This window comes from Aeromonas sp. FDAARGOS 1402 (assembly GCF_019046925.1).
GTDB lineage: Bacteria > Pseudomonadota > Gammaproteobacteria > Enterobacterales > Aeromonadaceae > Aeromonas > Aeromonas caviae.
Genome location: NZ_CP077201.1, coordinates 3,996,278 through 4,022,864, shown reverse-complemented (window position 1 = coordinate 4,022,864; position 26,587 = coordinate 3,996,278). Strand labels below are relative to the sequence as shown.

18 protein-coding genes, 1 tRNA gene, 3 pseudogenes and 1 riboswitch are annotated in these 26,587 nt (G+C 50.6%); of the genes and pseudogenes, 17 read left to right on the top strand and 5 right to left on the bottom strand.

What is annotated here, in order from left to right:
• Window positions 1-12 precede the first annotated feature (12 nt).
• Window positions 13-411 (bottom strand): H-NS family nucleoid-associated regulatory protein, encoded by a 399-nt coding sequence (locus tag I6L32_RS18850; RefSeq protein ID WP_041215041.1) that lies wholly within the window; start codon window positions 409-411, stop codon window positions 13-15.
• Window positions 412-728: 317 nt separating this feature from the next.
• Window positions 729-900, top strand: a riboswitch (Lysine riboswitch).
• Window positions 901-987: 87 nt separating this feature from the next.
• Here I6L32_RS18850 and I6L32_RS18845 point away from each other — a divergent pair.
• Window positions 988-2,568, top strand: a complete 1,581-nt coding sequence (locus I6L32_RS18845; RefSeq protein WP_216944342.1) for a Na+/H+ antiporter NhaC family protein — start codon at window positions 988-990, stop codon at window positions 2,566-2,568.
• An 85-nt stretch (window positions 2,569-2,653) separates the two neighbouring features.
• A complete protein-coding gene (locus tag I6L32_RS18840; protein ID WP_010674989.1) occupies window positions 2,654-3,235 on the top strand; it encodes a thymidine kinase in 582 nt (193 codons plus the stop codon).
• 70 nt (window positions 3,236-3,305) lie between these two features.
• On the opposite strand, the gene I6L32_RS18835 is transcribed toward I6L32_RS18840, so the two are convergent.
• Window positions 3,306-4,643, bottom strand: a complete 1,338-nt coding sequence (locus I6L32_RS18835; protein ID WP_010674988.1) for a flavohemoglobin expression-modulating QEGLA motif protein — start codon at window positions 4,641-4,643, stop codon at window positions 3,306-3,308.
• 155 nt (window positions 4,644-4,798) lie between these two features.
• Here I6L32_RS18835 and I6L32_RS18830 point away from each other — a divergent pair, with 155 nt between their 5' ends.
• The 9 genes from I6L32_RS18830 to I6L32_RS18790 all read left to right on the top strand — a co-directional run bounded on the left by I6L32_RS18830 (window position 4,799) and on the right by I6L32_RS18790 (window position 14,499).
• Window positions 4,799-5,254 carry a YbjN domain-containing protein gene (locus I6L32_RS18830; RefSeq protein WP_160839247.1) on the top strand — a complete coding sequence of 152 codons (456 nt, stop codon included), beginning with the start codon at window positions 4,799-4,801 and terminating at the stop codon, window positions 5,252-5,254.
• Window positions 5,255-5,502: 248 nt separating this feature from the next.
• Window positions 5,503-5,590 (top strand) — tRNA-Ser (locus I6L32_RS18825).
• An 83-nt stretch (window positions 5,591-5,673) separates the two neighbouring features.
• Window positions 5,674-6,981, top strand: a complete 1,308-nt coding sequence (locus I6L32_RS18820; RefSeq protein WP_254203854.1) for a site-specific integrase — start codon at window positions 5,674-5,676, stop codon at window positions 6,979-6,981.
• A gap of 712 nt (window positions 6,982-7,693) precedes the next feature.
• Window positions 7,694-8,890: a tyrosine-type recombinase/integrase gene (locus I6L32_RS18815; RefSeq protein ID WP_236663870.1), complete on the top strand. Its 1,197-nt coding sequence runs from the start codon at window positions 7,694-7,696 to the stop codon at window positions 8,888-8,890.
• A gap of 137 nt (window positions 8,891-9,027) precedes the next feature.
• Window positions 9,028-9,990: a site-specific integrase gene (locus I6L32_RS18810; RefSeq protein ID WP_216944341.1), complete on the top strand. Its 963-nt coding sequence runs from the start codon at window positions 9,028-9,030 to the stop codon at window positions 9,988-9,990.
• 537 nt (window positions 9,991-10,527) lie between these two features.
• Window positions 10,528-10,785: a hypothetical protein gene (locus I6L32_RS18805; protein ID WP_016351021.1), complete on the top strand. Its 258-nt coding sequence runs from the start codon at window positions 10,528-10,530 to the stop codon at window positions 10,783-10,785.
• A 220-nt stretch (window positions 10,786-11,005) separates the two neighbouring features.
• Window positions 11,006-11,923, top strand: coding sequence for an AAA family ATPase (locus I6L32_RS18800; protein WP_254203853.1), 918 nt, complete (start codon window positions 11,006-11,008; stop codon window positions 11,921-11,923).
• A gap of 1,006 nt (window positions 11,924-12,929) precedes the next feature.
• On the top strand, window positions 12,930-13,577 hold the full coding sequence (locus I6L32_RS18795; protein ID WP_139444232.1) for a hypothetical protein: 648 nt from the start codon (window positions 12,930-12,932) through the stop codon (window positions 13,575-13,577).
• Window positions 13,578-13,645: 68 nt separating this feature from the next.
• Window positions 13,646-14,499, top strand: a protein-coding gene (locus tag I6L32_RS18790; RefSeq protein ID WP_103252041.1) for an IS5 family transposase whose coding sequence is annotated in 2 segments (ribosomal slippage) — window positions 13,646-13,988 and window positions 13,988-14,499 — 855 coding nt in all. Because the reading frame shifts where the segments join, the coding sequence is not laid out codon by codon here.
• Between the two features lie 170 nt (window positions 14,500-14,669).
• On the opposite strand, the pseudogene I6L32_RS23195 reads toward I6L32_RS18790, so the two are convergent.
• Window positions 14,670-15,093, bottom strand: a pseudogene (locus I6L32_RS23195) (transposase); the annotation flags it as partial.
• A gap of 502 nt (window positions 15,094-15,595) precedes the next feature.
• On the opposite strand from I6L32_RS23195, the gene I6L32_RS18780 reads away from it, so the two are divergent.
• The 4 genes and pseudogenes from I6L32_RS18780 to I6L32_RS18765 form a co-directional block, all read left to right on the top strand.
• Window positions 15,596-20,578 carry an AAA domain-containing protein gene (locus I6L32_RS18780; RefSeq protein WP_139444231.1) on the top strand — a complete coding sequence of 1,661 codons (4,983 nt, stop codon included), beginning with the start codon at window positions 15,596-15,598 and terminating at the stop codon, window positions 20,576-20,578.
• Window positions 20,575-21,996: a hypothetical protein gene (locus I6L32_RS18775; protein WP_139444230.1), complete on the top strand. Its 1,422-nt coding sequence runs from the start codon at window positions 20,575-20,577 to the stop codon at window positions 21,994-21,996. The genes I6L32_RS18780 and I6L32_RS18775 overlap by 4 nt, the downstream gene beginning before the upstream one ends.
• A 50-nt stretch (window positions 21,997-22,046) precedes the next feature.
• Window positions 22,047-22,544, top strand: a complete 498-nt coding sequence (locus I6L32_RS18770) for an antitoxin Xre/MbcA/ParS toxin-binding domain-containing protein (RefSeq protein ID WP_320657760.1) — start codon at window positions 22,047-22,049, stop codon at window positions 22,542-22,544.
• Between the two features lie 329 nt (window positions 22,545-22,873).
• A pseudogene (locus I6L32_RS18765) lies at window positions 22,874-23,116 on the top strand (transposase); the annotation flags it as partial.
• 29 nt (window positions 23,117-23,145) lie between these two features.
• Here the strand turns inward: I6L32_RS18765 and I6L32_RS18760 are convergent.
• Window positions 23,146-23,280 (bottom strand): annotated as a pseudogene (locus I6L32_RS18760) (transposase); the annotation flags it as partial.
• A gap of 90 nt (window positions 23,281-23,370) precedes the next feature.
• Here I6L32_RS18760 and I6L32_RS18755 point away from each other — a divergent pair.
• A complete protein-coding gene (locus tag I6L32_RS18755) occupies window positions 23,371-23,580 on the top strand; it encodes a hypothetical protein (RefSeq protein WP_143237418.1) in 210 nt (69 codons plus the stop codon).
• 107 nt (window positions 23,581-23,687) lie between these two features.
• Here the strand turns inward: I6L32_RS18755 and I6L32_RS18750 are convergent, their stop codons facing one another.
• Window positions 23,688-24,551 carry a hypothetical protein gene (locus tag I6L32_RS18750; protein ID WP_197971577.1) on the bottom strand — a complete coding sequence of 288 codons (864 nt, stop codon included), beginning with the start codon at window positions 24,549-24,551 and terminating at the stop codon, window positions 23,688-23,690.
• A gap of 473 nt (window positions 24,552-25,024) precedes the next feature.
• On the opposite strand from I6L32_RS18750, the gene istA reads away from it, so the two are divergent.
• Complete coding sequence (gene istA, locus I6L32_RS18745) at window positions 25,025-26,578, top strand: IS21 family transposase (RefSeq protein ID WP_216944339.1); 1,554 nt, start codon at window positions 25,025-25,027, stop codon at window positions 26,576-26,578.
• Window positions 26,579-26,587: the final 9 nt, after the last annotated feature.

Below are 26,587 nucleotides of genomic sequence, written 5' to 3'. Positions count from 1 at the left end.
CTGATATTGCAGTCAGATGGCAAAGGCTTCCACGGATTTGCCTTCGGCAACGGCCTTGGCAATGACCGAGGGCATGCGGCCCTGACCGGTCCAGGTTTTTTCCACGCCATTGTCAAGATAACGATATTTGGCGGGGCGGGGCGCACGTTTGCTGACCTTGGTATTCTCGGGCACCACGGTGTTGACCAATTCGGCGGGATCGATCCCTGCGGCCTTCAGCATTTCGGCATATTCGGCAATTTTCTTTTGATGTTCTTCACGGGCCTGGCGTTCGGCGGATTCATCTTGCCGACGTTCATCGACGATGGCGGAGAGCTTTTCCAAGCCTTCTTCCAGTTGTTCCAGCGTCAAATCGCGGCAAGCTGCACGCAGGCTACGGATATTCAACAGCACTTTCAGAAATTCGTTCATATTGGCTACCACGCGAGCAAAATATTAAGGGAAGAACTGGTTTTTCGATAATTTATAGGGGTGATTGGTACCAAGTCAAGCCTGCCAAAATAATTAATTAGGCTGATAAATTAAGTCTTGAAATAGATATTAAGGATATTTTTATCCGTTTGACGGGCCAACATCTTCGAATGGACTCGTGTCAGATGAAAATATCGCCAGTGGAGTCTTTGATGAACCATTTGACTATCTTTGAAGATGTGGGTGCCTCAGAAACCTTGAAATTTAATCAAAAAACTTGCTATCACCCGGCGGCTCGATAAAATGTGCCGCGAATACCTTTAAGTAGAGGCGCGCTGCCTATGAGTAACCGAGCGGAGGGTGATGCCTGCGATGCTCGATGAAAGGAGTCGGCGCCGAAGTGACCAGGCCATCATACCGGGTTGCTGGTTCTGCATCTAATAGGTGCAGGACTGCCATAGTCATCCACTATGGAGCGCTACCTGAAGGGGCTGAGGAGTATACCCTCCCCATGGGTTTTGTTTCTTTGATCCTCTCGGTAGATCTCCACCTGTTGTCTTTAGGTGCAAAGAGATCATGGACATCGTTCATTACGCCGACTCCGGTTGGTCCGTCGTTCCCCCCCTGCTGGCCGTTGCGCTGGCGATCATCACCCGCCGCGTCCTGGTGTCGCTGGGGGTGGGCATAGTCGCAGGCAGCCTGCTGCTCAACCAGTTTTCTCCCCTTGCTTCCCTGCATTACATGCTCGATACCGTGCTCAGGATCTTCTGGGTCGACGGTGCGCTCAATCGTGACAACGTCAACATGATCCTCTTCATGTTGCTGCTGGGCGGCCTCATCAGCCTGATGAGCGTCTCCGGTGCGACTCGGGCGTTTGCCGAGTGGGCGGAGCGCCGCGCCAAGACCCGCAAGGGTGCCAAGTCCCTGACCGGTCTGATGGTGTTCGCCTTCTTCATCGACGACTTCTTCCACAGCCTGTCGGTGGGGGCCATCTGCCGTCCGGTGACCGATCGCTTCCAGATCTCCCGCGCCAAGCTGGCTTATCTGCTGGACTCCACCGCCGCGCCGGTTTGCGTGCTGATGCCGATCTCCTCCTGGGGGGCCTACATCATCGCCCTCGTCGGCGGCATCATGGCGGCTCATGGTCTGACCGACCAGAGCCCCATCTCCGCCTTCGTCGAAATGATCCCCATGAACCTCTATGCGGTGTTCACCCTGATCATGGTGCTGGTGGTGATCGCCTTCCAGCTCGACATCGGCCCCATGCGCCAGCATGAGCAGTGGGCACTGGAGGGCAAGCTGTGGGACGAGTCCAAGGGGCGCCCCATCGGGCTCGACATGGAGAGCCCGGAGGAGAGCAATGGCGGCATGATTGACATGGTGCTGCCCATCCTGACCCTGACCCTGGCCACCGTCTATTTCATGATTGACTCCGGGGCTGCGGTGCTGGCCGACAAGGAGCTGCCGTTCAGCGTGCTCGGCTCCTTCGAGAACACCAATGTCGGCTCCTCCCTGGTCTATGGCGCCCTGTGCAGCCTGGTGGTCTCCATCGGTTTGGCCATGCGCCTCAAGCTCGGTGCAAGCAACTGGATGAAGGCGGCTCCGCAGGGGATCATGGCCATGCTGCCCGCCATCAACATCCTGCTGTTCGCCTGGACCATCGGCGCCGTGGTGCGCGATGTGGAAACCGGTAAATACCTGGCCTCCCTGGCCAATGGCAATCTGCCGGTGGAAGTGTTGCCCGCCGTGGTCTTCGTGCTCTCCTGCGCCATGGCGTTTGCCACCGGCACCAGCTGGGGCACCTTCGGCATCATGCTGCCGCTGGCCGGCGACATGGCGGCCGCCAGCGACATCAGTCTGATGCTGCCCATGCTGGCCGCCGTACTGGCAGGGTCCGTGTTCGGGGATCACAGCTCCCCCATCTCCAGCACCAGCATCCTGTCTGCCACCGGGGCCGGTTGCCATCACATCGATCACGTGATGACCCAACTGCCTTATGCCCTGGCCATCGCCTTTGGCGCTGCGCTCGGCTACCTGGTGATGGGGCTGATGCACTCCGCGCTGGCCGGTTTCACCGTGAGCGGGCTCTGGTTCCTGATCTTCTCCGGTTACCATTTGCGCAAAGCCCGGGCGTATAGCGCCGTGGCAGTCGCATAAGAGAACAAGGGGCCTGCGGGCCCCTTGGTTTTGGCAGGGGCTTTGGTTAGCATGCGCCCCATCACTCCCGTTTCGGAACCCCATCATGGCTTCACTGCACTACAAATTTGCCACCATGAACTCAGGCAAATCGACCCAGCTCATCCAGGCCCACTTCAACTATCTGGAGCGTGGCATGTATCCGCTGGCCATGACGCCCGCCATCGACGATCGCTTCGGTGCCGGCGTCATCAGTGCCAGGGTCGGCCTTGAGCTGAAAGTGGAGGTGTTCAGCGACAGCTGCGATCTCTTCGAGATGGTCAAGGCGCGTCACGCAAAGCGGCACATCGATGTCTTCATCGTTGACGAGGCGCAGTTCCTGACCCGTGAGCAGGTCTACCAGCTCGCCCGCATCGTCGACGAGCAGGACATTCCGGTGATTGCCTATGGTCTCAAGACCGATTTTCGCGGCGAACTGTTCCCCGGCTCCTACCACCTGCTCTGTCTGGCGGACAAGTTCGAGGAGCTAAAAAGCATCTGCTGGTGCGGCAACAAGGCCCACATGAACTCGCGGGTCAACGAGGCGGGGCAGGTGATGCGCGACGGTGAGCAGGTGGAGATCGGCGGCAACGATCGCTATGTGTCGCTCTGCCGCAAGCACTATCTGGAAGGACGGGCTTTCAAGTAACCCGTGGCTGGCTCGTGCAGCCTGGACACCAAAGAGGGCGCCTATCTGGCGCCCTCTTTGTCTGTAGGAGTCAGTCGATCTCGATGTCCACAGGGGCGATGATGGGGTCTGCCGCCGGCAGGCGGTGGAAGAGCTGGCGAAAATGCTGCTGTACCCGGCCTATGTCCACCAGGGACATGCCGGAGGCGAAGCCGAACCAGACGTAGAGCCCGGTGAGGTCGCGAAACATGGGAGGGAGGTAGCGAGGGGCGTCGATGAGCCCCTCCAGATAGTGCTGATAGAGCACGGGGATGTCGTCCAGGGTCACCTTGCCGACGAACAGCATGGGCAGGATCTCCGGCACCCCCTCCAGCACGGCGCTGCGAATGAAGTTCACCGTCTCCACATAGCCCTTCACATAGGAGAGATCCTTGGTAAAGCAGGCGCCCCCTTCGACCATGCCTCCGCGAAACACCCGCTGGGTGATCTTGTAGGCGTCGTGCTCGCTGGCCCCTTTGGCCACGAAGTGGCGGAACACCTCGATGAAATCGGCGCCACGCTCCGCCATGTCGATGGCCATGACCCGATCCGAGATGCGCTTGGCCCTGTCCGGGAAGGAGCTGAAGGTGAGGGTCTCGATGAGTACCGCCAGCCCCTCCTGACAGGCGGTGATGCGGGGCGAGCCGGCGCCGAGCCAGGTGGCGTAAGATTGCTGACGGCCGTTGAGGGTGGTGCCGACGTGAACCCAGCCTTCGTGTACCTCAAGTACCTGCAGATCGAGTTCCGAGAAACGGGCGTGGGAGTTGAGCTTGATGTAATCCCCCCCGGCGGCGGCATCGGAGACGATGCCATCGCTGAGCTTGACCTGGACTGTGCCGTCGCTGAAGTAGCTAGACAGCTTGCCCTGCAACCTCGCGACCGCGGCTTCCCCCTCGAACTCCTTGGGGTAGGGGCGCACCAGGTGGCGGGCGCCGGGCAGGGAGAAGATGTCGCACAATCTGGCCCCCAGCTCCTTCAGGGTCTTGCGATCCCCGCGCAGGTGATCGCTTGCCGAGCCGTAGAGCCGCTGACTGTAGCGCTGAAAGTCCGGCTGTCCGCGCTGGCGCAGCATCTCGATGACCACCATGTACTGATCCACCGTCTCTTGCAGGATCCGGCCGAGATCGTCCTGGGGGCCGAGGCGTCGGCGGATCCTGTCCCTCAGCTCCTTGAGCTCAAGGTACTTGTTGCGGGGATCGAACCCCAGGGGGAGGGATTCATAGAAGTGCCTGTCGATGGCGGGCAGTGCCTTGCCGCCACTTGCCAGAAAGTCGCTTTGCAGGTGACGGGGCCATTTGATAGCATCCAGGATGCGGATGGGTTTTTGCAGGGCGAGCAGTTCATCCGAGAGGGATTTGAGGTGCAGGCGATACTTTTCTTGGATGGTCATCGGGCTCTTTGGAGGCGAGTGCGCTACGAGAATGGCTGAGTATAGGCACAGGGCCTGTCAAAAAGAAGCGAGACGACGGGGATCCGGCCTGTGTGCTTTTGGTTGTCTGAAAATTGGTTTAGACTGCGCCCCTTGATCTCTACCGTGTCGTGAAAATGATGAATATCCCCAGCTCTGAAATGATAATGCGTTGGTTGCAACAGGCCCGGATCGAGCACTATGTGTGCGATCAGTGTCATGGCATCCACATGGTCTCCCTGCAGTCCGTCGAGGGCATCCAGGAGAGCCGGATCTTCGTGGAAGAGGAAGGGCTGCTGTTCTCATCCGAGCTGGAGGTGCGCCCCTCATCGCTACTGCCCCTGGTGGCCGAACTGGGTCGTCTCAACATGCAATATCCGTCCCTCAAGGTGTTCCTCGACATCATCGATGACAACCTGCCACGCCTCGTTGTGGGTCACACCGTCTTTACCAAGGCGGGTCTCACCGTCGAGCAGTTCCTGCTGTTCGTTGAAAGCACCACGGCAGCCACCCATGAAGTGGTTTCCGAATGTGAACGCCTTGGCTTCCTCAATCTGCCGGAAATCCAGGTCGCACCGGAATCCGTTCACTGACTTCAGCACCTGAACTGTGCGTTTAATGTGCGAACGGTTCGCTGCGGCTAAAAAGCCGTTGACGGCGGCGGGGCTTTCCCCTAGATTACGCCCCGTTCCAGCGCAATGGCGCAACGAACATCGTGTTGGCTGAACACGTTAAACCACAGACAAAAATTTGGTGCGGTATCCGAGAGGCTGCCCACCGACGAAGTCGGCAAGATGCACGCGCAGCGTGCTCCGAAAGCCACTTCAAGCAGTAAAAATTTGGTGAGGTGTCCGAGTGGCTGAAGGAGCACGCCTGGAAAGTGTGTATACGGCAACGTATCGAGGGTTCGAATCCCTCCCTCACCGCCAAATATAACCCGTTGAATTTCAACGGGTTTTTTCATTTCTAGACTTACGTGATTTTTTTCCTGGATCAACTGGGTGGAACAATCATGTATCTGAGTAAAAATGCCTCCGGCACCTACTACACTCGGCTTCCCTTGCCCAAGATTTTGCGTGACCGTGGCTTGCCCTTCGCTATCCGCACTTCCCTTTGCACCAAAGATAGGCAGCTCGCTGTAGACCGAAACCTGGCTGTGGCAGCTCGTACTCGCGCACTGATCGCGGCTACCCCTGCTGATACTTCCCCTCGCAGTTTCTATCGCTGGATCCGCGCCGATCTAGACGCGTTCAAAGCTGCGGGGTTCATCCCTCCTCAAACACCTTCCACACCTCGTGAACTTTCTGTTGATGCCTCAGCTTGCCCCAGCAGTGGGATCACGCTCACCCACGCACTGGCTAGATTCATCGAGACTAAAACCAGTGAGGGGATCCAGCATAAGTCGGTGGGCCAGCTCCAACTTCGGATCAACGCCTTCGTCACCTGGGCCAAAGGGGGCAAAGTCGATGAGGTGACGCCCGCGCTAGCACAGGAGTATCGCAACGGCTTGCTGCGCAAGAACGACATCAGTTTCAAAACTAAGACCGATTACTTGGCTGCCCTGAAACAGTTCTTTCGTTGGTGCGTGGCACTGGACTATTGCAGTCGTAACCCATTCGATGGGCTGACGGCAGGTAAAAAACCGAACAAACGGGCGGATGAGGAGCGAGTGCGTTGGTATCGCCCTCAACTGGCCCAACTGTTTGCCAGCCTGCGCAGCAAACAATCCCAGAAAGGCAAAAAGTTGAAAATTCAGGACTGGTGGGTGCCCCTGCTGTGCCTATACGCAGGGTTGCGGCCTTCCGAGGCCTGCCAGCTCAAAACTCAGAACATCAAACAGGTTGAGGGGATTTGGTGTTTGATGGTCGATGCGGGAGAAGCAGATCAGCAGCTCAAAAGCGTCAATGCGTATCGTACCGTGCCACTGCACAGTGCGTTGATCGGACATCAATTCCTAGACTATGTGGAGAGTCGTCGCAGTCAAGGGAAGGTATTTTTGTTCGATGACCAACCATCAGGCAAAGACGACGACTGGGCGCATAACATCACCTGTCGCTTCCAACGCCACCTCAATGATGCTGGCATCGTAGGTCAGGGCCGCCCCACCATTTACGGGATGAGACACACGTTTATCGATGAGCTGCAACAGGCGGACGTTGCTGAGCATATTGTGGCCGAACTTGCGGGACACAGTAAAAACGGCCTGACGTTTGGCCGCTATGGCAAACGTGTGAACATTAGGCTGCTGAATGAGAAAATCCAATCCCTTCCTACCGACCTGATACCCCACCACCTGCTGTCAGGGGGAAAATCACCGTAAAGATGACGCATATTTTTTGGGTAACAGGGCTGTCTACCCCCCATGAAAAAACCAATATGAGAGCATTTCTCGGCGGTTTAATGGAGCGGGCATGGCCCTATCTTCATGATTTATAATGATTTTAAGCGCACTGGAAAATATTTAAAAAACCTAATAAAAATATGTTGACATTTCTTTTTCTTTGTGGGTTATTTTCATTGACGAGTGGGCCTCAATCGTTGTAGTATGCTGATAAAGCTGCTAACAAGGACATAACAACGACAGTAAACACGAAGGATCGAAACGAAATGAATATGGCGTAGAACACACCGACACGTTTATCTCGTTCAAACAAGGGTTATCACCCCTTCAGATTTAAAAAATACCGCCAATATCACAGCTATCTTCGATACGCTGAACGGGTTGTTATTACCCAAATTCGGGTGAAGTGAATAACACATGGTATTTGCTTGATGCAATGTTGAGTAAAAATCTGACGGGAACATTTGATTATATCGATTAAATGACATCAGCTATCGCTAATGTATACTTGGCATTTGACAAATTAACAGGATTTTGAGGTGAAACTTATCTGTTTATAGCGTCACAGAGTAATTTATATCGCTGTTTTTAGGTGCACTATTACCCTCTCGGTATCGATGCGTGAGCATCACGTTTTGCTATTGCTGTTTTTGTAATTGAAGGAGTATTTATAACTGTAATGAGGGTAATTATGAACAAACAAACCAATAAAAGGACCGTTCAAAAACAAAAAACTAAACACAACACTGTGCGTTCAGTCATTGTTGATGAGCATTCACTGGCGTCAGCCATTCGTCAGCACCTGGAAATCAAAAAATACCAGTATGCGCAGACAACCTATGACATTTCGAAGCGTAAAGCAGAACAGTTGATAAAATGGATTGGTGATAAACCGCTGACGTCATATCGTGCGAGTGACATTGAACTACTCGTAGTGAGATTTTGCAACAAAAAATATAAAGGAAATACCATTAACCAATATTTGGATATATTGAGACAAGTCTTTGCACGAGCTGTCAGCGATGGTGTTATTCATACCAGTCCAATGGATGGCATTAAAAAATGTAAATTTGAGGTGGACGAACCTGATCCATTTTATCAATACGAAATTAAGGCATTTCTCGCCCTGAAAAGCACCCATTTGCTGGAGGTGTCACTCATCCAACTCGGTATCTCTACGGGTCTGCGCATCAGTGAGTTAATGGCGGTCAGTGCGGAGGCGGTCAATCTCGACAAGAAGACCTTATTGGTTGACCTTGCGTTGGTTGATGGGCAGTACAAAACGCCCAAAACCAGGGGATCTATTCGCACGATAGAGCTGTCAGAACAGGCTGTTGGATCTCTCAAGACCCTGATGAGGCTAGCGGAGCATCGTAAGGCTAAGAAGATTACGGTCACGAGGTCGGACAATCGCACTCAGATGAGTGAACAACGCACCCTGCTGGCTTACTACAGCGCCAAAAGGCGCAGTTATGCCTCGGTTGATGAGTTCCGTGAGCGGTTTTTCAGGCCGTTCTGTCAGGCTGCTGGGGTGCGTTATCGGGGGCCATCTCAATTTCGGCACACCTATGCAAGCCAACTGCTCTCGGCGGGGATTAGCATCGAGTGGATAGCCCGTCAGATGGGGCACACCGGTACAGAAATGGTGGTACGCCATTATGGCAAGTGGTTGATGGAGGACGCCCCTGATTATAGGGGTAGGGCTGACACGGTATTTAATGCCTGTATGGCTGGTCAGCAGGCTCAAGTTACTGTGCCGAGCTGTAATCAAAAAACTGAAGATAAAAACACAGAAAGCGAATTCGATGTCGACGCATTACTGGCAACTCCTGCTGTCATGCAGAGATTGATGAGTGTTTTAATGCAGCGAATTTCTGTGGCGCAGTAAATCACTGTCTACATCACGCATTCAGCATTAATTTAAAACTAAATCGCACCTTTAATAAAGGGATCCACGTCGTGGGTGGGGAAATCCTGCCCACTATCTAAAGAAGGCGTTATTCAAGCGCTCTGGGAGATGACCGAATGGCTACACAGGCAACGGAAAAGGAATATGAAAGACTGGCAAAAAATCATTATGAAATCCTAAAGAAAAAGGGCCTCAACATCACAGCAAAAAACATTGCGGATGAATTGTTGGCTCGCGCTTCAGAATGCAGTCCTGGCTATTGGCGAAAACTGCGCTGTGCACTGGTATATCATCAACAATTGTTGAATTTTCCCGACGCGGCCGAGCGAATTCAGGCCCTGAGTAGGCCAGATATACCGGTTAAGGCAAAACAAAAAAGAGTTAAAAAGGTCGATAATGATGATCTCGTTGCACTGATTCAGTATTTTAAGGCGCGTAATGACAGCGCTATGTTGGCGGCCATATTGTTGTTTATGCGCGCGGGGATAAGACCTGCTGAACTAGCCACCATAACTGCGCAGGGTAATCGGCTCACCGTTATCGGAGCCAAAAAAAGTCACGACGGCAAACGTGGTGCAGATAGGGTCTTACAGTTTGACACGCTTTCGCCAGAGAAATTGCAACTCATGGTGACCGAGGCAAAGAAAGCAAAAATTGGCTCATTGCAGGACAAGCTGCGTGCGGCGGGCAAAAACCTCTGGCCGGCGCGAAAATCGCTGCCGACCTTTTACAGCTGGCGCCATCAGATGGGCTCTGAGCTCAAAGCGTCTGGGCTCGACCGGCAGCGCATTGCCTACATCATGGGTCATCAGGCAACGTCTTCTGTGGACAAATACGGCAATCGTAAATCCGCTAATGGTAACGTGTTACCCACTTGCCCAGCGGATGCTGACCTGAGCCATATCAGGACAACGCACGCCGAGCTTTCTGTGGATAACAAAACTCATCGCCAGGTAGCTACACCCACAACAGTGGCTGAGCCTTCGCCGAGCGCAGATTCAACTGCCCCAACAACGCCGAGAGGCATGGCGGCATTCATCAATCGGCATCGCGATGCCGATGACGACTTATCCCGATAAGGGAGCGGCTACAGGGGGACAGCCTTGCTGCTATCACTGCATGGCAAATCCCCCTGGGGCGCAACCGTAAGAACGCCTTCGTCGCAACCGTAAGAACGCAGAGCCAACACAGCGTAAGAACGCGGGGTAAAACATTCTTACGAACGTAAGAATGTGGGTGTGGTGAGAGTAGCGAACCCGGAACCCCCGTAGGTTGCGCAGCGACCGGAGTGGGGTGGAGAACCCATTTTTATGGAGGGTATGAAGCGATTAATATGGCATGACAAAGGAGCCGAATATAGGGGTCAAGGTGGAGTCTGACGAGGCACGAGGAGGAACTACCTTGATGCCTATATATCGGTGACGGTCATCCATATTGATGGCGAAATACCAGACATAAAAAATGTTTAGATGATTATTTGTTATTACACAAAACGCAGCCATAACATCGCTTGGTGCTGATCAATCGAGGGCGTTTACATCACAACCAGTATCTAACCAGCAGAATTTATGACAGCCGAAAAGGCACCATATTGTTTAACAACATAGAGGAAATAGATGAAAATTCTAAACGAAATTTTGGCAATCATTTCAGAACACCCGCGCACCGGATCTAGCAGGGTGCTGGCTGCTGCGTTGGCATCGGCATGTAACACTCAATACACAGTGTCATTGCTCGATGTGTCTGTGAGGCTCGATGAAAGTGGCAGGCGGCTGGTTGAGCGCCTTGCTCGGATCACTCTGGAAGCCGATTATTCGAACGATGCACAGGATCGGGCGCTCCAACGCCTTCGGGCGCTCGGGCTCATTTGCTGATCGAGGACAGACGACCAATGCCACCATTGTTGGTGGCATTTTTATACCTGATTATCCATGCCCTTCATACTGATAGCGCAATATCTGACATAAAAACACTGTATCTGCAACAACACGGGGTAGTTAATTATACATATACGCATGATTAGCTTATGCATATATGTAAACGATGAGACATATCAACATAGTACTAAGTCACCACAATAATATAGGTATGTTTATGAATAATGAAAAACATTATAATTTCAGTCCTGCTGCTGGATTAATTTCCAGCCAGCAACGCCCTAATTGGGTGGTGGATAATCTGATTGAAAAAGGCGAACAGTGGATTATTAATGGCTCGCCCAAAACGGGTAAATCGATGCTTGCAACGCAGTTGGGCTTGGCTGTAGCCAGCGGTAGTGTATTTTTAAATTGGGAAATTAAAAGGCCAGCGCTCGTATTGTATATGGATTTTGAGGTCAATGACAGATTGTTTTGGCAGCGGTACTACACCATGTCGGAACAGACCAACTTGGGAGATGCAAAAAACATTAAAACATTCTTGCGGTGCGGCGATTATAAATCGACTGATGTATTAGATCCTATGGCATCACAGGCAATAATAGATATTGTCAACGACATTCAACCGGATTTGATCATCTGGGATGTCCTCGCTCGGATGCATAATGCAGAGGAAAACAACAATGGCGAAATGGGTCAGGTGATGCGAGCCATTCGAAAAATCAGCGGCTCAGCTGCACACATCATCGTTCATCACGCCAGAAAGGCTTCGCCTAATGCAGGTGGGGTTAACGCTGGCGTAATGAGCATGCGGGGAGCTTCTTCGATTCATGGTGAGGCCGATGGTGTCATCTCACTGGGGACGCGAGAGGGTCAGGGCGCTCGCTACAACCTGACGTTCAGTGCGAGGGCGGTTGAAACACCTGACGAAATACTCCTTAATCGTATTGGGCTGACATTAGTCAGTGCCATCGGGGAGGAGCGCGACAGGCTGATGGATGGGCTGCTGGAGGCACTGGAAGGCCAGGAGGCGATTTCTGCCACCACATTGACCGAGAGGTTTTGCCAGTATTTCTCTGTAAAAGAACGGCAGGCAAAAAATTACATAAAAAATGTATCGATAATGGTTGGGTGACAAGGGTGGCGACATCTGAACGGACTGAATATGTATTAACAGATGGCATTGCTATCAAACATTTAGCAGATTCATCCACATCCGCCAATTAATTGGATGCAATGGTGCAATGAACTACATATATATAAGTATTGCATGTGATATATTGCACCCCCTTAACAATCCCCCGGCTCGATGAGGATAAATCTACTCTTATCCTCATCGGTTGACATCTCGAAAATAAGTAGGTATGAAAGCATCAAGTATTAATTTTAAAAAAATCTAACCCCCCCGTTTGTTTTCAAATAAAAAAGGAATTTTTTCATGAAAACAAAAAAACGGTTTTATTATTTTACTGGCTGGGATTGAACTTCACGCTGCCTCTTTTTCAGTGCACTCTCCTCCTTATCGCCATTTCTAAAAATGCGTCTCATCGGAAGCCGTCTTTACTTTCATATATTCACATAGAACTGCGTTCTATGTGAATATATGATCCAGAGTTTAGCAATGCAGGCCGGTCAATAAGAACTCATCTCAGTGTATTAACGGTCAACTCTGAGCTCGTTAGGAGAGACCCGTCGGCCAAGTGGTACGGGTGCATTCAAGATACGAGAAAATTGTACTTATAAGCACCCCAGTTTTTCGGGGGGGGGGGATTGCCGGTCAATAATTGTGCAAAAAACACCCAAAATGAGCAAAAAAAAACCAAGAGCAAAATTTGTACAATTATTTTTTCAATAAATAATTCCTTTAAAATCAATGGCATGATCCAGTTTTCTGGCTTGGCAGATCGCGATCTCTCGGTTTACCGTGGTGACATTCTTAGAAAACCAATGGCGACTCATGATGGATCAACTATGCGATAGGATTTTGAAATGGCGGGAGAAATTTAAAAATTTCAATATCTCTATTTATACTAATTTTTCGTGGGGCTGGTGATCGGGTTCTGCTCCCGAGTATTCAAATAGGATGATTGTTATATCATCACAACAGCAACCGTTTGCCAATTTCCCCCACTGGACTAATCATGATAATTTTAACTAAAAAGCCTTTCATCGGCCCATTCATCTACCACCTAAACGGCTATATCACCGAGCCCGGATGTGAACTCCCATTTATCGATGAAAGATCCTATAACCAACCCATTTTGCTGGCTAAACATTTCAACCAACTGCGACGTGACAGCGTCAAAGCTGGTTTTAATGCTGGCAGTGGCAGCGCCGACGTTGGACACTGCCTGATCACCCAATTTATCTTACTGGGTCATCCCGATCTGCCGCATCTCGAGTTTATCCCACAGCCACCCCGGGAGCAGTGCTATACGCAACCAGAGGATGGGCATAGATGCCAGAGGCGACTAAGGGCTCGAACATACACCTATCAGGTCAGCGGCTATATCATCGACTCTAGCTATCCACAGCCATTCACTGAGCTGGTTCGATTGGATACCCCCCTGTTATCGGGCAAAAATTTTTTCCAGATGACCCAGCATCTGCGTAACCACCTGCTGGGTGCAATCCCAAGCCATCCTCATATGAACCCCAGCCTGTTAGTGACCGAGTTCAATTTGCTCCACGATCCGGTTTACGACCTCAGCGATGCGTTTCACTCCACTGTCGCACGGTGTTCGGATGGAATGCTGCGGGATAACGGGATTTGTGTCGCGAGCAGTTAGTCTAGGCTGTGTTCTTAAAGTGATGAAGATATAATCTCACATCTTCTCAACAGCTTAAGATCCATTCCGTGTCCCGCCGTTATCAGCTGACTGATGCACAATGGGGGCTTATCGAGCCCCAGTTTCCTTCTCGAAGCCTGATCGGGCGCCCTACCCGTGAACCGCGCCAAGTGCTCGATGGCATTCTCTGGATACTCCACACCGGAGCTCCTTGGCGAGACCTTCCAGAACGTTTCGGACCATGGAATTCGGTCTACAACACCTTCCGGCGTTGGCAGGATGCAGGCCGGATTGATGCCATTCTGGAAGCGCTGCAACTCAAGCTCAATGAAAAAGGGCTCATCGATTTCGACCTGTGGTGCCTGGACGGCTCCAATGTCAGAGCATCCAAAGATGCTGCCGGTGCACGTAAAAAAACACCTCAATGAATCAAGCCCTTGGCCGTTCGCGGGGAGGTTTCGGCAGCAAAATTCACTTGGTCACGGACGGTCATGGCTTACCACTGAGCTTCTGCCTGTCACCGGGGCAATCAGCAGAAATCAGCTATGCAACAAGCGCGTTGGCCATGGCGAGGATACCAACGTCATCAGGTCGCTACCGAACACGGCCAGCGCATCTTGCCGCAGACAAGGCCTATAGCAGCAAAGCCTTTCGAGCCGAGCTACGGCGGAGAAGGATAAAAGCGGTCATTCCGCAACGCAGCGACCAGCAACGGCGCCATAAGGGGCGTCCATTGGTACTGGACAAGGTGCATTACCGCAGGCGCAATGTCGTGGAGCGGTGCTTCGGTTGGTTGAAGAAGTTTCGCCGGTTTTCAACGAGATATGAAAAGCTAGCCAAGAGTTTTGCAGCCTTTATCAAACTGGCTTTCTGCCTTCGCTACTTGCGCGAGTTATGTGTGGACAGAAAACCAGCATTTTGAGAACGCAGCCTAGGGAAGGTGCGAACAAGTGGATCGCACTTTCACCACGAGCTCTTTGTACGCATTTGAAATGCCCATCACTCCAAAAACCTAACTTTTTGCCGCAAGTATTCGGCTATTAAGCGCCATTTAGCCTCATTTTCGAGGCTTATCTCGATTTTTGGGCACAGCTATCCCCCCCATGCCCGTATCATCTGGTCCACGCGAAACAGATTCACCAGCGTAAACAACATCGCCAGTTGGTTGTCGTTCTTGCGCAGCCCCGGCCACTTGAACCGCGCCTTCACAAAGCCAAACTGACGTTTGATGATCCGAAACGGGTGCTCCACTTTGGCGCGGATGCTGGATTTGAGCCTCTCAAAGGCAATCACAGCCTTGTTTTTTCGCGGATGCTTGTTGAGCTCCTTGAGCCCCTGGTCGCATCGCAATCGCAATCGCCCATTGGTGCCCTTACATCCGCCAGCTCTTCACGATTTTCCGCACCCCTGATATCGCTGCGTCAGCGAACACAAATGCCTCCTCGCCATGGAGCAGATTTCCCACTTGATTGAGGTCATGCTCATTGGCTGCCGTGTGGTCTCCAGACTGTGCGTCAGGCTAGAAGGGAACCAGAACAGGCTCCTTTATCTATTTTAATCTCCCTTTGGCAGGGGGGAGGGAAATGTCTGCATCCTCTGGTAACCAAACAGCCAGACTCGTAGTTACTCACTAATTGATTGATCTTGACCAGATTTTTATCAATTCCCGCTTCCCATGTCTCGATCTGCGCCCCTAAGATAAGAAACGAAAATCCATCTCTCGGTGGAGCGTCCTGGGAGTTGTTAGTGACACCAAGTTAGTTAACAGCAGCGGGCTGTAACTCAGGGGCTGTAGCTTTGCCTAATGAGATATCGAAGCGAGTGGCTATCCGTTAGGCTGTGCTCATTCCTTGGTCGTCAATCGGTAGCAAATATTCGCATGATGCCGGAAGCTGGTAGTCCAAGGCAATGTGACAATAGCACGGTTACGGCGCCAGAAACGCTCACTCGAGCGGGCTGAACGAGTAGCTTTTTAAACGTTTTCACCATTGACTCGATCTATTGGATAACAATTAATTATGGAAGTTAAACTGTGGGAAGGCGGCTTACAGTCGCAAGAAATCAAGGCGATTGAGGCGATTCAGAAGGCATTTTCGACTAAATCTATTGTTGGCCAATCGAAACCTGCCACGAGTGGTTCACTTCAAGATCAACTGCGGAGTTTAGGGGGCAAATCGATGCTCCCTTGGAAAGGCTATGCAGGCTTTAGGTTTGTTGATGCCAGAGGCAATGAAGGGGAGTTTGACCTCGTCATCGTCACTCACTGTAACGTGCTGATTGTTGAGCTTAAGGATTGGAATAACGGTGAAGTCGTATCGCGCGGAGACCGTTGGTACAAAAACGATGCCGACATGGGGCGCTCTCCCGTCAGCGTCAACCAAAATAAGTACTACTTGCTCAAGCACAAGCTTGACCGAGTCAGAAGCAAATTCAGTAATGAAGGGCGGACGCCTTTTATTCAACATCTAGTAGTAATGACTGGGAATGCGAGCTTCTCCAAAATCACTGATCATGAGAAAAATCATACCTTAAGTCTTGATGAGTTCCTTGAGTTCGCTAATGAAAGCAAATTCAACAAGTGGTTCAGGCCCAACCCTAAAGCGAAGGTGCTCAACCGTGACTTCCATGTTTTTGATGAGCTATTTCTTGGCAACAATACAGCACCGAAGCACATCCGCATTGACGGCTACAAGGCTACAGACCTGATCTTCAAACACCCCAAGGGAATCTACAAGGAGTTTCAGGCGGCATCTGAAATTTCAAAAGGTGATGAAGCACTACTGCGACTTTGGAATTTCGATAACCTTGAAGGCTCCAAAGCGAAAACTTCAGACGGTCGGTTCGATATTGTTTCTCGTGAGCGGGAAGTTCTGCAATTCATCAAACATCAGAACCACGACCTATATAAACACTGCCTTCGCTCACTGACCAGTGTTCAGAAGGATGAGGTAACGACCGAGTACTCCGAGGTCTACGAGCTCCCGCCGAATCATGTGAGATTCAACGAGTTTATCGGCAAATATGGGCCTGCATTTTCGGATCGGGACCGCGCAAACTTGATGAAGCTTTTGGTCGCCAAATTTGCCGATCTTCATCAAGTCAAAGTTGCTCACCGAGATCTTGGTGACCACAGCATCTGGATTTCACCGAGCAAAGAGGTAGCTCTCTCCAACTTCATCTCTGCATACCACAAACCGGCAGGCACCGTGGGCGACTATCGGCAGTTGCTCTCTGTGAACGATGTGTGTGTAGCAACAGTTCAAGACACTAAGCTCACCCCATTCGAAGCAGATGTTTATGCCCTAGGCATGCTGTCGTGGCACATTCTTACGTCTAAGCGCATCTCGCAAAAAAGCATCGAGGGCATCACTGATGCCTTGGAAGCTAGCGACAGTGTTTATGCTCCTGTGTTACTGAACGCACTCCAGGGAAGGGGTTTTTCTGATGCAATAGCGCTTTTTGATGCGTTGATTAACGCTGAACCAAAGAACGATACAGAAGCGGTATTCGACCAATCTGAGCTCGATCCTTATCGAAAATCGATTAACCACTCCCGGCAGTTCAGAGAGGATGATGACTTCTTAGTTGAGACTGAGGAGCGAGAGGTCTACTACTCTAACGGACAGGTCGTTAAAGCTTGGCTAAACATAGGCCTAGCTGAGGAAAATGCAGCGGTTGGCTATAAGCTACTTCACTTTTTGAAACGCATTGAAAAGCTCCAAACGTTATCGCCTTCATACATCCCTTGCATTAGAGATTTCGGCCTGGCGACCAAGTCGTCCAGCCTGTACTTGGTGATGGACCAAGCTGAAGGGTGCCATTGGAATGAACTGGAGATCGAAGAGGAAAACAAGCTTGTCGTCATTAAACAACTAATCGATTCCATAGAACATTTGCATACCCTGCACATCCCTCACGGCGACCTACACCCTGGAAACGTCATTGTAGGCAAGGAAGATGGCGGTTATGTGCTTTCGTTAATCGACACACCTGATTACTGCATTGAGTCGGCTGAAGCGCTCAATCATCAGTACAGCCCCGAAAATATTGATACCTGCACCGCGTTTGAAAGAGACAACTATGCGGTGATGAAAATGGCCTGTGAACTTTTAGGCGTACCGTGGGGCGGTTCTTCAGACAACTTCCAAGAGATTGCAACCGCCGTAGAGCAGGAGATCAAAGACCCCCTCTTTGGATTTAAGGATCTTTCTCGATTCAAGTCTGCTATCGAGGCGCCCAAAGGTGACGTGATAGAGCCCGTCAGAATCATGTTGAAGGGGGACTTCCAGTCTCTAACTATCTATCCCGATAATGGTCATCTCTATCTTCAAATTGAGCCAAGTAGAAAGGATCCGTCAGATGCTCGCGTTAGAGTGCTCGGAATAGGAGGCTACGTTGACCTGATTTTTAGCTCCAGAGATCAGGCCTTTGTTGTTGGGTTTGAACCTAGAGTTAAGTCATCGATTCGAAAGTCTGATGCTGATAACAGCCAACTGGAGTTGGATTTTCCTATAGCTATTGAGTCCGGAGGTGGGTATGACCTGTCTGGCCTATCGAAGAGACTTGAAGGCAATGAAGCGTTTTCTCTTGCGTTAGAGATTGCCCTTAAGAAAACAGAGCCTGAATCCATTGCGACGGATGAGCTGACGATCGAACTTAAGAAGGCGTTTGAACAAATTGATCAAACTACTTCTGAGGTGGCCGAACCTGAGTTAAAAATCGCGACAGAAAAACTCTGGAAAGCCATTCTGGAAACGGAAACGGAGTCATATCCTTACATTGAAGTTTCGGGTGGGGCGATAGAGGTCAAAGATACTAAAGATCAACTAATTATGCCGTACCAGGCGGATATTGATGCATTAGAGCAATTCAAGAGAACCGATGTAATAGAAGCCTTGGTGATTGACGGAGAAAAAGAGTCACCACTCGGTGAAGTTGTCTTGAAGCAATCGGCTCTAAATGAAGTTCGGTTGAGTAAGCTGAGTGCCAAGGCTCGTTTTGTTTCTGATGGTGATTTGGTTTTCTTCAGAACCAAACAAGATCGAGCCTCTTACGAGAAAAGAAAGGCGGCATTAAAGTGCCTACTCGATAAAGAGGGGGTAATTCGTGAACTTGTGACTTATTTTGATCCAACCTGTTCATTACCTGCATTAACCTACGGTATTGAAGTGACCGATGAAGATTTTGCTAGGTACGATCGCTCGGATGAGCAAGGTAATAAAATTAGTCTCAATCAGCAGCAGCGGGACGCATTTCAGAAGCTAATAAACAACGGTCCACTTTCTCTATTGCAGGGACCTCCTGGTACAGGGAAAACCGAGTTCATAGCAGCCTTTGTGCACTACCTGATCGAGAAGCAGCAAGTACAACGAGTGTTGCTGGTTAGCCAGTCCCATGAAGCAGTGAACACGGCTGCGGAGAGAATCCGTAACCACTGTGCACGCTTGAAGACACCGCTCGATGTTGTTCGTTTTAGTAACCGCGAAGGTGCTGTTTCCACGGGGCTAAAAGACGTTTACGCGAGTTCCATAGTTTCCGAAAAGCGAGAGCTGTTCCGGGCAGAAGCTAGACATCGAGCCGCTGCCTTGGGACGAGCATTAGGTTTGGAGCCTGCTTATCTATCTGATTTGGTGGGTGCAGAGCTGAAGCTATTTAGACAGATAGATCACTTTAACTCTTCTATGAATTCATTGGGTGACCCAGCGCTGGAAAAGGAAGACGAGCAGCAGCTGAAAAAATCGTTAATCGAGCTCAATGAGTCGATCCGTTCAACGATGCATGAGGACTTTAAACTCCTGCTGAAAGCTGAGGATAGTCTCGAATCAGCAAAACAACGTGTGATCGACAAGCTCGACAGTGACTATGCTGTGAGGCCAGACGAGTCTTTACGGGCTAGAGCCTTGGCCAAGCTCTCCAGAGACATGCTGGATGTATTGGAAACTGATGAGGTTAACTACGATGAGTTCTTTGCGCGTTCTCGCCAACTTGTCACCGGGACATGTGTTGGTATCGGACAGCGTCACATAGGTATCCGTGATAACCAGTACGATTGGGTCATCATTGATGAGGCTGCACGATCTATTGCAAGCGAACTCGCAATTGCTATGCAAGTGGGCAAAAGAGTCCTGCTTGTGGGCGATCATCAACAGCTACCTCCGCTCTATACGACCCCGCACAAGCGTGCACTCGCACGGCGATTAGGGGTTTCCTCGGCTGAAAATGACTTGGATCTGTTGCTCCAAAGCGACTTCGCTCGCGCCTTTGAGTCGGAGTATGGAGAGCAAGTAGGGGCTACGCTATTAACCCAATATCGTATGGCTCCTGAGATTGGAAACCTTGTATCTAGCGCGTTCTACGATGGAAAACTCGAGAATGGAAATCGCTCGATTCCTGATATCTACAACGGTTTGCCAGAAGCTCTTCAGTTTCCCGTAACTTGGCTGGATACATCGGCTCTGGGGAACAGAGCACACCATCAAGACGATAAGGGTGTAAGTATCTACAACAGATGTGAAGCAGACCTAATCATCAATTTGCTCAAGCAAGTGGCAGAAGAGAAGGATTTTCTCTATGAGCTCAAAACTTGGGTAAAAGAGGAAGAACCCGCGATTGGAGTGATCTGCATGTACGGTGAACAGAAACGGCTGCTAAGGCAGAAGTTCAAAGAGGTTCAATGGGATGAGGGCTTCAAGTCACTTGTGAAGATTGACACGGTTGACAGTTATCAAGGCAAAGAAAACAGAATCATTATCTTGTCACTGACTCGATCAGACAAACACCAAAGCCCTGGATTTTTGAGGGCTCCAAATCGAATCAACGTCGCTCTTTCTAGGGCAATGGACAGGCTGCTAATAGTTGGGTCGGTGCAGATGTGGCGTGTGAACAACAAGCACCTGCCACTTGGCCGTGTTGCTAGTTTCTTGGAAGAGCAAGGTAGAGATGCAGGTTATTGTTTTGTAGATGCTCAACTGGCTAATGGGCAGGGAGGTCGCGGCAAATGAACCAGAAAGTAAATATTGCATACCATGAAGTGGACTTGCTGCTCCCTGCCCATAGATTTGATATCCGCTTTTCCTATGTGACCAAGAAGGGACTGTCGTTTGTTCGAGAGTTTGTTCTAAGACTGGTACATATCTCACCTATGAAACCGGTCGATATTGCCACCTACTTCGGTTTGTCGCGAAGGGAAGTCGATGAGGCTATCACAGACTTGGTTGAAAAGGGGGATCTCGATTTTTCGGAAAAAGGTCAGATCGAGCTGACTCCGAAAGCACGGGGGTACTTCGTTAGTTTGGGATCAACACCTCTGGTCTCGTCCCTAATGGAAAGTGGTGGCGTGTTCGCTTTCGAATTGGCGAGTTTCAACTGTGTCGGCAGAAAACGAACCAATGAAAAGCGAGCCCCTGGTTTGTGGTTGCATGTTTCAAATGAAATTGTTGCCAACAGTGAAAAAATTGCCAAGAAAATGTTTCAGGAGAAATTCCATAAAATCCAGGAGCAGGGCTTTTGGGAGCACAAGTCCTATGAGGGCGATTCCGGGCGGCCCAGTATCTACACAATGGAATCTGTACGGAAATTGGGCCAAGAGCCATTGCGCCTGACCAGTTATTTATCCATTGATCCAGAAGGCTTCCCGGTTGAGCGAGCCGACTTTGAGGCTTTGGAAGATTCGTCTGTTGTACAAGAGCTGGTTACCGATGCGATCGCTTCCGCACGTAAGCCAGTAAACTTCAAACAAGTCGCTCAAGCGATGGTGACACTTGAGGATCAAAAAACAAGGATGCTGTTCAATGAACACTCGGTGGACATAGCGAAACTATTAGCTGCACAGCAGTCTGGCAAGATAAATGACGGTGAATGGATTCCATTCTTAGGCCCACTCTATTCGAAAGCTAACTGGGAGCTAATATCCGAATATCTCGAGATTCAGTTAGCAGAGATTAAGAAGGCAAAAACTGAGCCCTCTGATCTACTTTGGATTGCGCCATCGGATGGATTCTGGGGGCAAAGCCTACGTACGTCAGCGTGTTTCAGTGAACTGGTTGATAGATCAACCACCAAAGGCAAGAAGCCAACCAAACTCTGCAACCCGAAACTCTATCTGCCCGTACAAGATGCAACAGACCGCAGAGCTATCGGTCGCTGGAAACAGGAGTTTTCCTGTTTCGAAAAGAAAGTTCATGGGCTCGTTGAAGGATTTTTGGATGGAAATGTTGAAGCATTGATTTTGCCGGACTCCTTGGCCGTAGTTTGCTATCACATTTCTTGGCCAGAGAGGTTGCCTGCCAGCCTACCGATTGGTTTCATAACAACTGACAGGAATCGTGTTAGTTTAGTTGGCAAACTGATCAAAGAATATGTTGGTGGAATGGCTTCCTTTGAGTCACCTAGGGACTTAGGGGAAATTGAGAAAATATAGATCTGTACAGATCTCTCAAACTAGACGATGACCCAATGAACTCCTGATTGATGATTTGCATTGGGCTGCCATCAACAACCCCCAGACGGAGGCGCAGACTCATAATGACTCATGTAGAGCAATCTCCCCCAACCAGCAATCTATCTGTTCTGGAGTCGCTCGGTCTACCACGTAACTGGCTAGCCGCCCATCAGCACATAGTGTCTGGTGTGTCTCCTGAGATCGTCGTCAAACTGAGCAAGCTATTGGGGTCTAATACCCGAACAATTTGCCAGATGATTGGCATTAACCGAGACACACTGAATCGCCAAATCAAACGGGGCAATCGCTTATCGACAGCTCAGGGAGATCGCGTTTACTGGGCAGCCTTAGCAGTGGACGCAGCCATATCCCTACACCGGGGAGATACTGCTAAAACGATGAGATGGCTCACCCGCTCTGCGTGGGGATTAGGTGGTGAAAAACCGGCCGATGTGATTACTACGCCTATGGGAGCGCAGGCAGTTATCGATCTTGTCGGCCGGATTAGGCATGGCATCCCCTGTTGATTAACAGTTCATACGTGACCATAAAGCACCAACAATAGGCTCATTTGGTGAGCCGATCACCCCGACCAATCGGCTCATTTGATGAGCCGATCACCTCGACCAATCGGCTCACTTGATGAGCCGATCACCTCTACCAACCGACCCACTTGATGAGCCGATGACCTCGACCAATCGACTCACTTGATGAGCCGATCAACACTACCACTCAAATCGTGGTTAGGGAAGGTGCGAATAAGTCATATGGCACGAGAGCATTTACTGGTAACCCATTGATATTAAATGACTAAAATTTTCATTTTTTGTTCGTGGGATACTTGTTCGCACTTTCCCTAGGGCACTATATACGGCAGCACTGGCGGATAGAGAACAGCCAGCATTACATTCTTGATGTGGTGTTCAACGAGGATGCTTCCAGGATAGCGATGGAGGATGCGGTCGAGAATATGGCGCTATTCCGGCGGTTCGTATTGAATATCGTAAAACAGAGCAATTGTGGTGCTCGAAGTCAGAGAAACAAGCTAAAAAGAGCCGGCTGGAATGACGACTATCGGGCTCAGTTATTCTTTGGTTAAAATATCAACAAAGTGTGCTCCCGCCCTGGGTTTGCGTTGACGTCGTGCAAGCGAGCAACATGAGAGACGGTCATCCCGGGCTCAAAGGTCTGCTGCACGATGGCGATCTTTTCTTGTGGAGTCCGGCGTCGACGGCGCTCGGCCCCTGTTAACACTTCGACCATCTTCTCGTTGTGACTAGTACTGAACATAGCTCCAAGACTACCTCTTAAGTTAAGAGGGGCGAAGTGTCTGGATCTTCAAGGGGCCAATCTATGGAGACCCGCGTTAACCTCTTGCTGAACCGCATTGGCATCAATGCAACTGAGGCACTGGATAAAGCCCGTCACGCCTTGCAAGCACAGGCCAATATCACGCACCAGTATCACATCTGTCGGGCCAATATGACGGGTTGGCAGATTGAGGTCATCGGGAAACTACCGGCTCAAGTGGGCCTATCTCGGTTGTTGCCGAAGGATGACTAGACCACTACATTGCCGCTCGAACCAGTACAGGGGTCCATGTGTCTGGCTGCTGGCCTGCTTTATTCCAGGGTCAGATCATGCTTCATGATTTCGTTCCTCAATAAAAGTTAATAGTCAGGATCGCCCTTCTCATACTGCAAGCCGTTGTCGCCTTCATACGGCTTAGTGTGGTCAGCCTCCCCGACCAAAATCGCAGTAGGGATCCCTTCGGGGAAGGCGAGGCAGTGGCGGGGGGCGGGCACCTTATTACGCCACTTGCAAGTCAGACACATTGGGGTGTGGAACACTACTCCGGTGGCAGTGAACTTTTCGCTGTGCATAACATATTTGTCGGAACTGTTTCCTCTTACTCCTACGTCAGCAGACAGGCTTGGAAAGGCCTTGTAGCAATCGGCATGGAGCCCCACATGGTTTTCCATGCCCGGTTCAGTAAGAATGCCTTTAGGAGCCGCGTAACTATAAATCCGACGTACCGGGGCTTCATGCCAGTTGATGTTGAAGGCATTGGTACTGAAAAACTGCAATGAACTGTAAGGTAGATGGTCGTGGATCCACCAGGCCATGTCGGTCCAGCTTCCCCCCTTCTCAATGTGAGCAATCAGCCATGGAACGACAATGCAGGCCGTAGCGCCGTGCTTCCCATTAGCGTCTGGATAATCCCAGATGTGGCTGGCATAGTTTGCCTCATTGGCTGCACAGTTGAATCCACCCTTGTTCCCGAAATCGTTCACTTCAGGGGAGCGGTATGCTGAGCGGATGTGGATGCGACCGAATGTAGCCTGAAGCGGCTCAAGCAATTCCTCGCAGAGTTTACGGCCATAGGTGATGGCTACATCCGGAAAATCCGGCACGTTTTTGAACCCGTTCCAAACAGCGATTTCGCTGTAAAGAAAATCGCGCATAAAAAAGTGTTTTGAAAGCCTGACTCGCCCCAGTTTGTCGAGTTGGTTGTAGCTGGTGACTTTGTTCATTTCATGTCTTACCAGAAGTTATCAAATTGAATCGCCAGTAGTTTTGTAGGCATCTCACGGCCCACTTTACGCCTAGACCAAACGCTACAGCTAGCCCGAAGTACAGTTAGTAGAAAGATGTAGCACAATGAGCAACTGACCTGCATAAATTGAGCGGCCAGAGATGAAGATTATGACCAAAAAAGAGATCGAGGTTATTCGCGTTGTTCGCTGTGATGTCTGTGAAGAGTAGAGTTGCCAAACAGAAGGGCCGGTTAGCAACTTTGCGTTTGGTACATTGAGGGCACACTGTGCATATTTCGGGATGATCTGGCCAGCGATTTCGGCATGAGTCGGCCACCCATTTCGGTATCATCCGGCCACTGATTTCGGCTTCATCCGGCCACCTGTTTCGGTATCGTCCGGCCAGTTTGTTCTTCCTTCGTTTTACGGTCTTTGGCATAACAGTTTTTTAACTGTTTGCCGGAGTAGTCATGACACGTAAAAAGAAAATGGTAAGGACAGATATGCAAACTTATCTGGATATATTCCGCCTCAAATTTGAGGCCAAGTTAAGTGACAGGCAAATCTCTCAGGCGCTAAATATTGGCCGGGCAACCATCAGTGATTTGGTTATCCGCTTTAACAACTTAGGCCTCAGTTGGCCGCTGGCAGCCGACTATCCGCTTGATAGCCTCGACAAACAGTTATTTCCTGGCCGTGATTACAGTACGCAGCGGGTCTTGCCGTCGTGGGTGCAGGTACATCTTGAGCTGCGTAGAAAAGGCGTCACCAAACTGCTGTTATGGCAGGAGTATCAGGCAGAGCACGGCAGTAAAGCACTTGGCTACACGCAGTACTGTGAACATTACCGGCGTTGGTGTGCTGTACAAAAACGCTCGATGCGACAGCATCATGAAGCCGGTGAGAAGCTGTTTATCGACTTCTGTGGCCCGACAGTGCCGATTGTGAACCCAGAAACAGGTGAGATAAAACCGGCCGCTATCTTCGTCGCCACCCTGGGCGCATCTAACTACACCTATATTGAAGCCTGTAAAGGTCAGGATAGGGAATCCTGGCTGATGGCGAACAGTCGTTGCCTGACCTTTTTAGGTGGCGTACCCGCATTATTGATACCCGACAATCTCAAAGCGGCGGTTGATAAAGCGGATAAGTTCGAGCCGGTGATTAACGACAATTACAAAGCGCTGGCCAGACATTATGGCTGTGCGTTGATGCCGACCCGACCACGCAAACCGCAGGATAAAGGCAAAGTCGAATCGGCTGTGCTGATTGTGGAACGCTGGGTATTAGCCCGGCTGCGCCATCAGGTATTTCACTCACTGGCAGCGTTAAATCAGGCCATCCGCGCATTGAATACAGAACTCAATCAGCGGCCAATGAAGCATTACAACGGTGCCAGCCGTGAGCAGTTGTTTAACTTGCTCGATGCGCCTGCATTACAACCACTGCCGCCTTACGCTTATGAGTACACCGATTATCGCATTGCCAAAGTCGCCAAAGACTACCACGTACAATACGACTATCACTGGTACTCGGTGCCACACCGTTTAGTCGGTGAGCGGGTTGAAATCAGTGCAACGCAGACGCTGATAAAGGTTTACCATCAGGCGAAATGCGTCGCTCAGCATCCGCGCAGCTATACCCGCTACCGGCACACGACTGATATAGCGCATATGCCAGAAAACCATGCTGCCCATCTGGAATGGAGCCCTGAGCGCATTCGCAGCTGGGCAACCCATATCGGCACTAACACGCTGGCGGTGGTCTTAGCGGTTGAGCGTAACAAAGACCATCTTATCCAAGCGCAGCGCACCTGCCTGGGACTCCTGAGCGAGCAAAAGCGCTATGGCAGTGACCGGCTGGAAAAGGCCTGCGCACTGGCCATCAGTCGCCAACTACCTTATATACCGGTCATCAAAAAGCTACTGAAAAACGGTGAAGATATGCGCTGGCAACCGGATGAAACTAAAACCATTATCCCTGGCACACACACCAACATCCGTGGCTCAAAATACTACCAATAAGGACCACCA

Bases quoted from the DNA above. Each gene is read 5' to 3' on its own strand.
- I6L32_RS18850 (WP_041215041.1), bottom strand. From the start codon at position 411: ATGAACGAATTTCTGAAAGTGCTGTTGAATATCCGTAGCCTGCGTGCA.
- I6L32_RS18845 (WP_216944342.1), top strand. From the start codon at position 988: ATGGACATCGTTCATTACGCCGACTCCGGTTGGTCCGTCGTTCCCCCC.
- I6L32_RS18840 (WP_010674989.1), top strand. From the start codon at position 2,654: ATGGCTTCACTGCACTACAAATTTGCCACCATGAACTCAGGCAAATCG.
- I6L32_RS18835 (WP_010674988.1), bottom strand. From the start codon at position 4,643: ATGACCATCCAAGAAAAGTATCGCCTGCACCTCAAATCCCTCTCGGAT.
- I6L32_RS18830 (WP_160839247.1), top strand. From the start codon at position 4,799: ATGATGAATATCCCCAGCTCTGAAATGATAATGCGTTGGTTGCAACAG.
- I6L32_RS18820 (WP_254203854.1), top strand. From the start codon at position 5,674: ATGTATCTGAGTAAAAATGCCTCCGGCACCTACTACACTCGGCTTCCC.
- I6L32_RS18815 (WP_236663870.1), top strand. From the start codon at position 7,694: ATGAACAAACAAACCAATAAAAGGACCGTTCAAAAACAAAAAACTAAA.
- I6L32_RS18810 (WP_216944341.1), top strand. From the start codon at position 9,028: ATGGCTACACAGGCAACGGAAAAGGAATATGAAAGACTGGCAAAAAAT.
- I6L32_RS18805 (WP_016351021.1), top strand. From the start codon at position 10,528: ATGAAAATTCTAAACGAAATTTTGGCAATCATTTCAGAACACCCGCGC.
- I6L32_RS18800 (WP_254203853.1), top strand. From the start codon at position 11,006: ATGAATAATGAAAAACATTATAATTTCAGTCCTGCTGCTGGATTAATT.
- I6L32_RS18795 (WP_139444232.1), top strand. From the start codon at position 12,930: ATGATAATTTTAACTAAAAAGCCTTTCATCGGCCCATTCATCTACCAC.
- I6L32_RS18780 (WP_139444231.1), top strand. From the start codon at position 15,596: ATGGAAGTTAAACTGTGGGAAGGCGGCTTACAGTCGCAAGAAATCAAG.
- I6L32_RS18775 (WP_139444230.1), top strand. From the start codon at position 20,575: ATGAACCAGAAAGTAAATATTGCATACCATGAAGTGGACTTGCTGCTC.
- I6L32_RS18770 (WP_320657760.1), top strand. From the start codon at position 22,047: ATGATTTGCATTGGGCTGCCATCAACAACCCCCAGACGGAGGCGCAGA.
- I6L32_RS18755 (WP_143237418.1), top strand. From the start codon at position 23,371: ATGGAGACCCGCGTTAACCTCTTGCTGAACCGCATTGGCATCAATGCA.
- I6L32_RS18750 (WP_197971577.1), bottom strand. From the start codon at position 24,551: ATGAACAAAGTCACCAGCTACAACCAACTCGACAAACTGGGGCGAGTC.
- istA (WP_216944339.1), top strand. From the start codon at position 25,025: ATGACACGTAAAAAGAAAATGGTAAGGACAGATATGCAAACTTATCTG.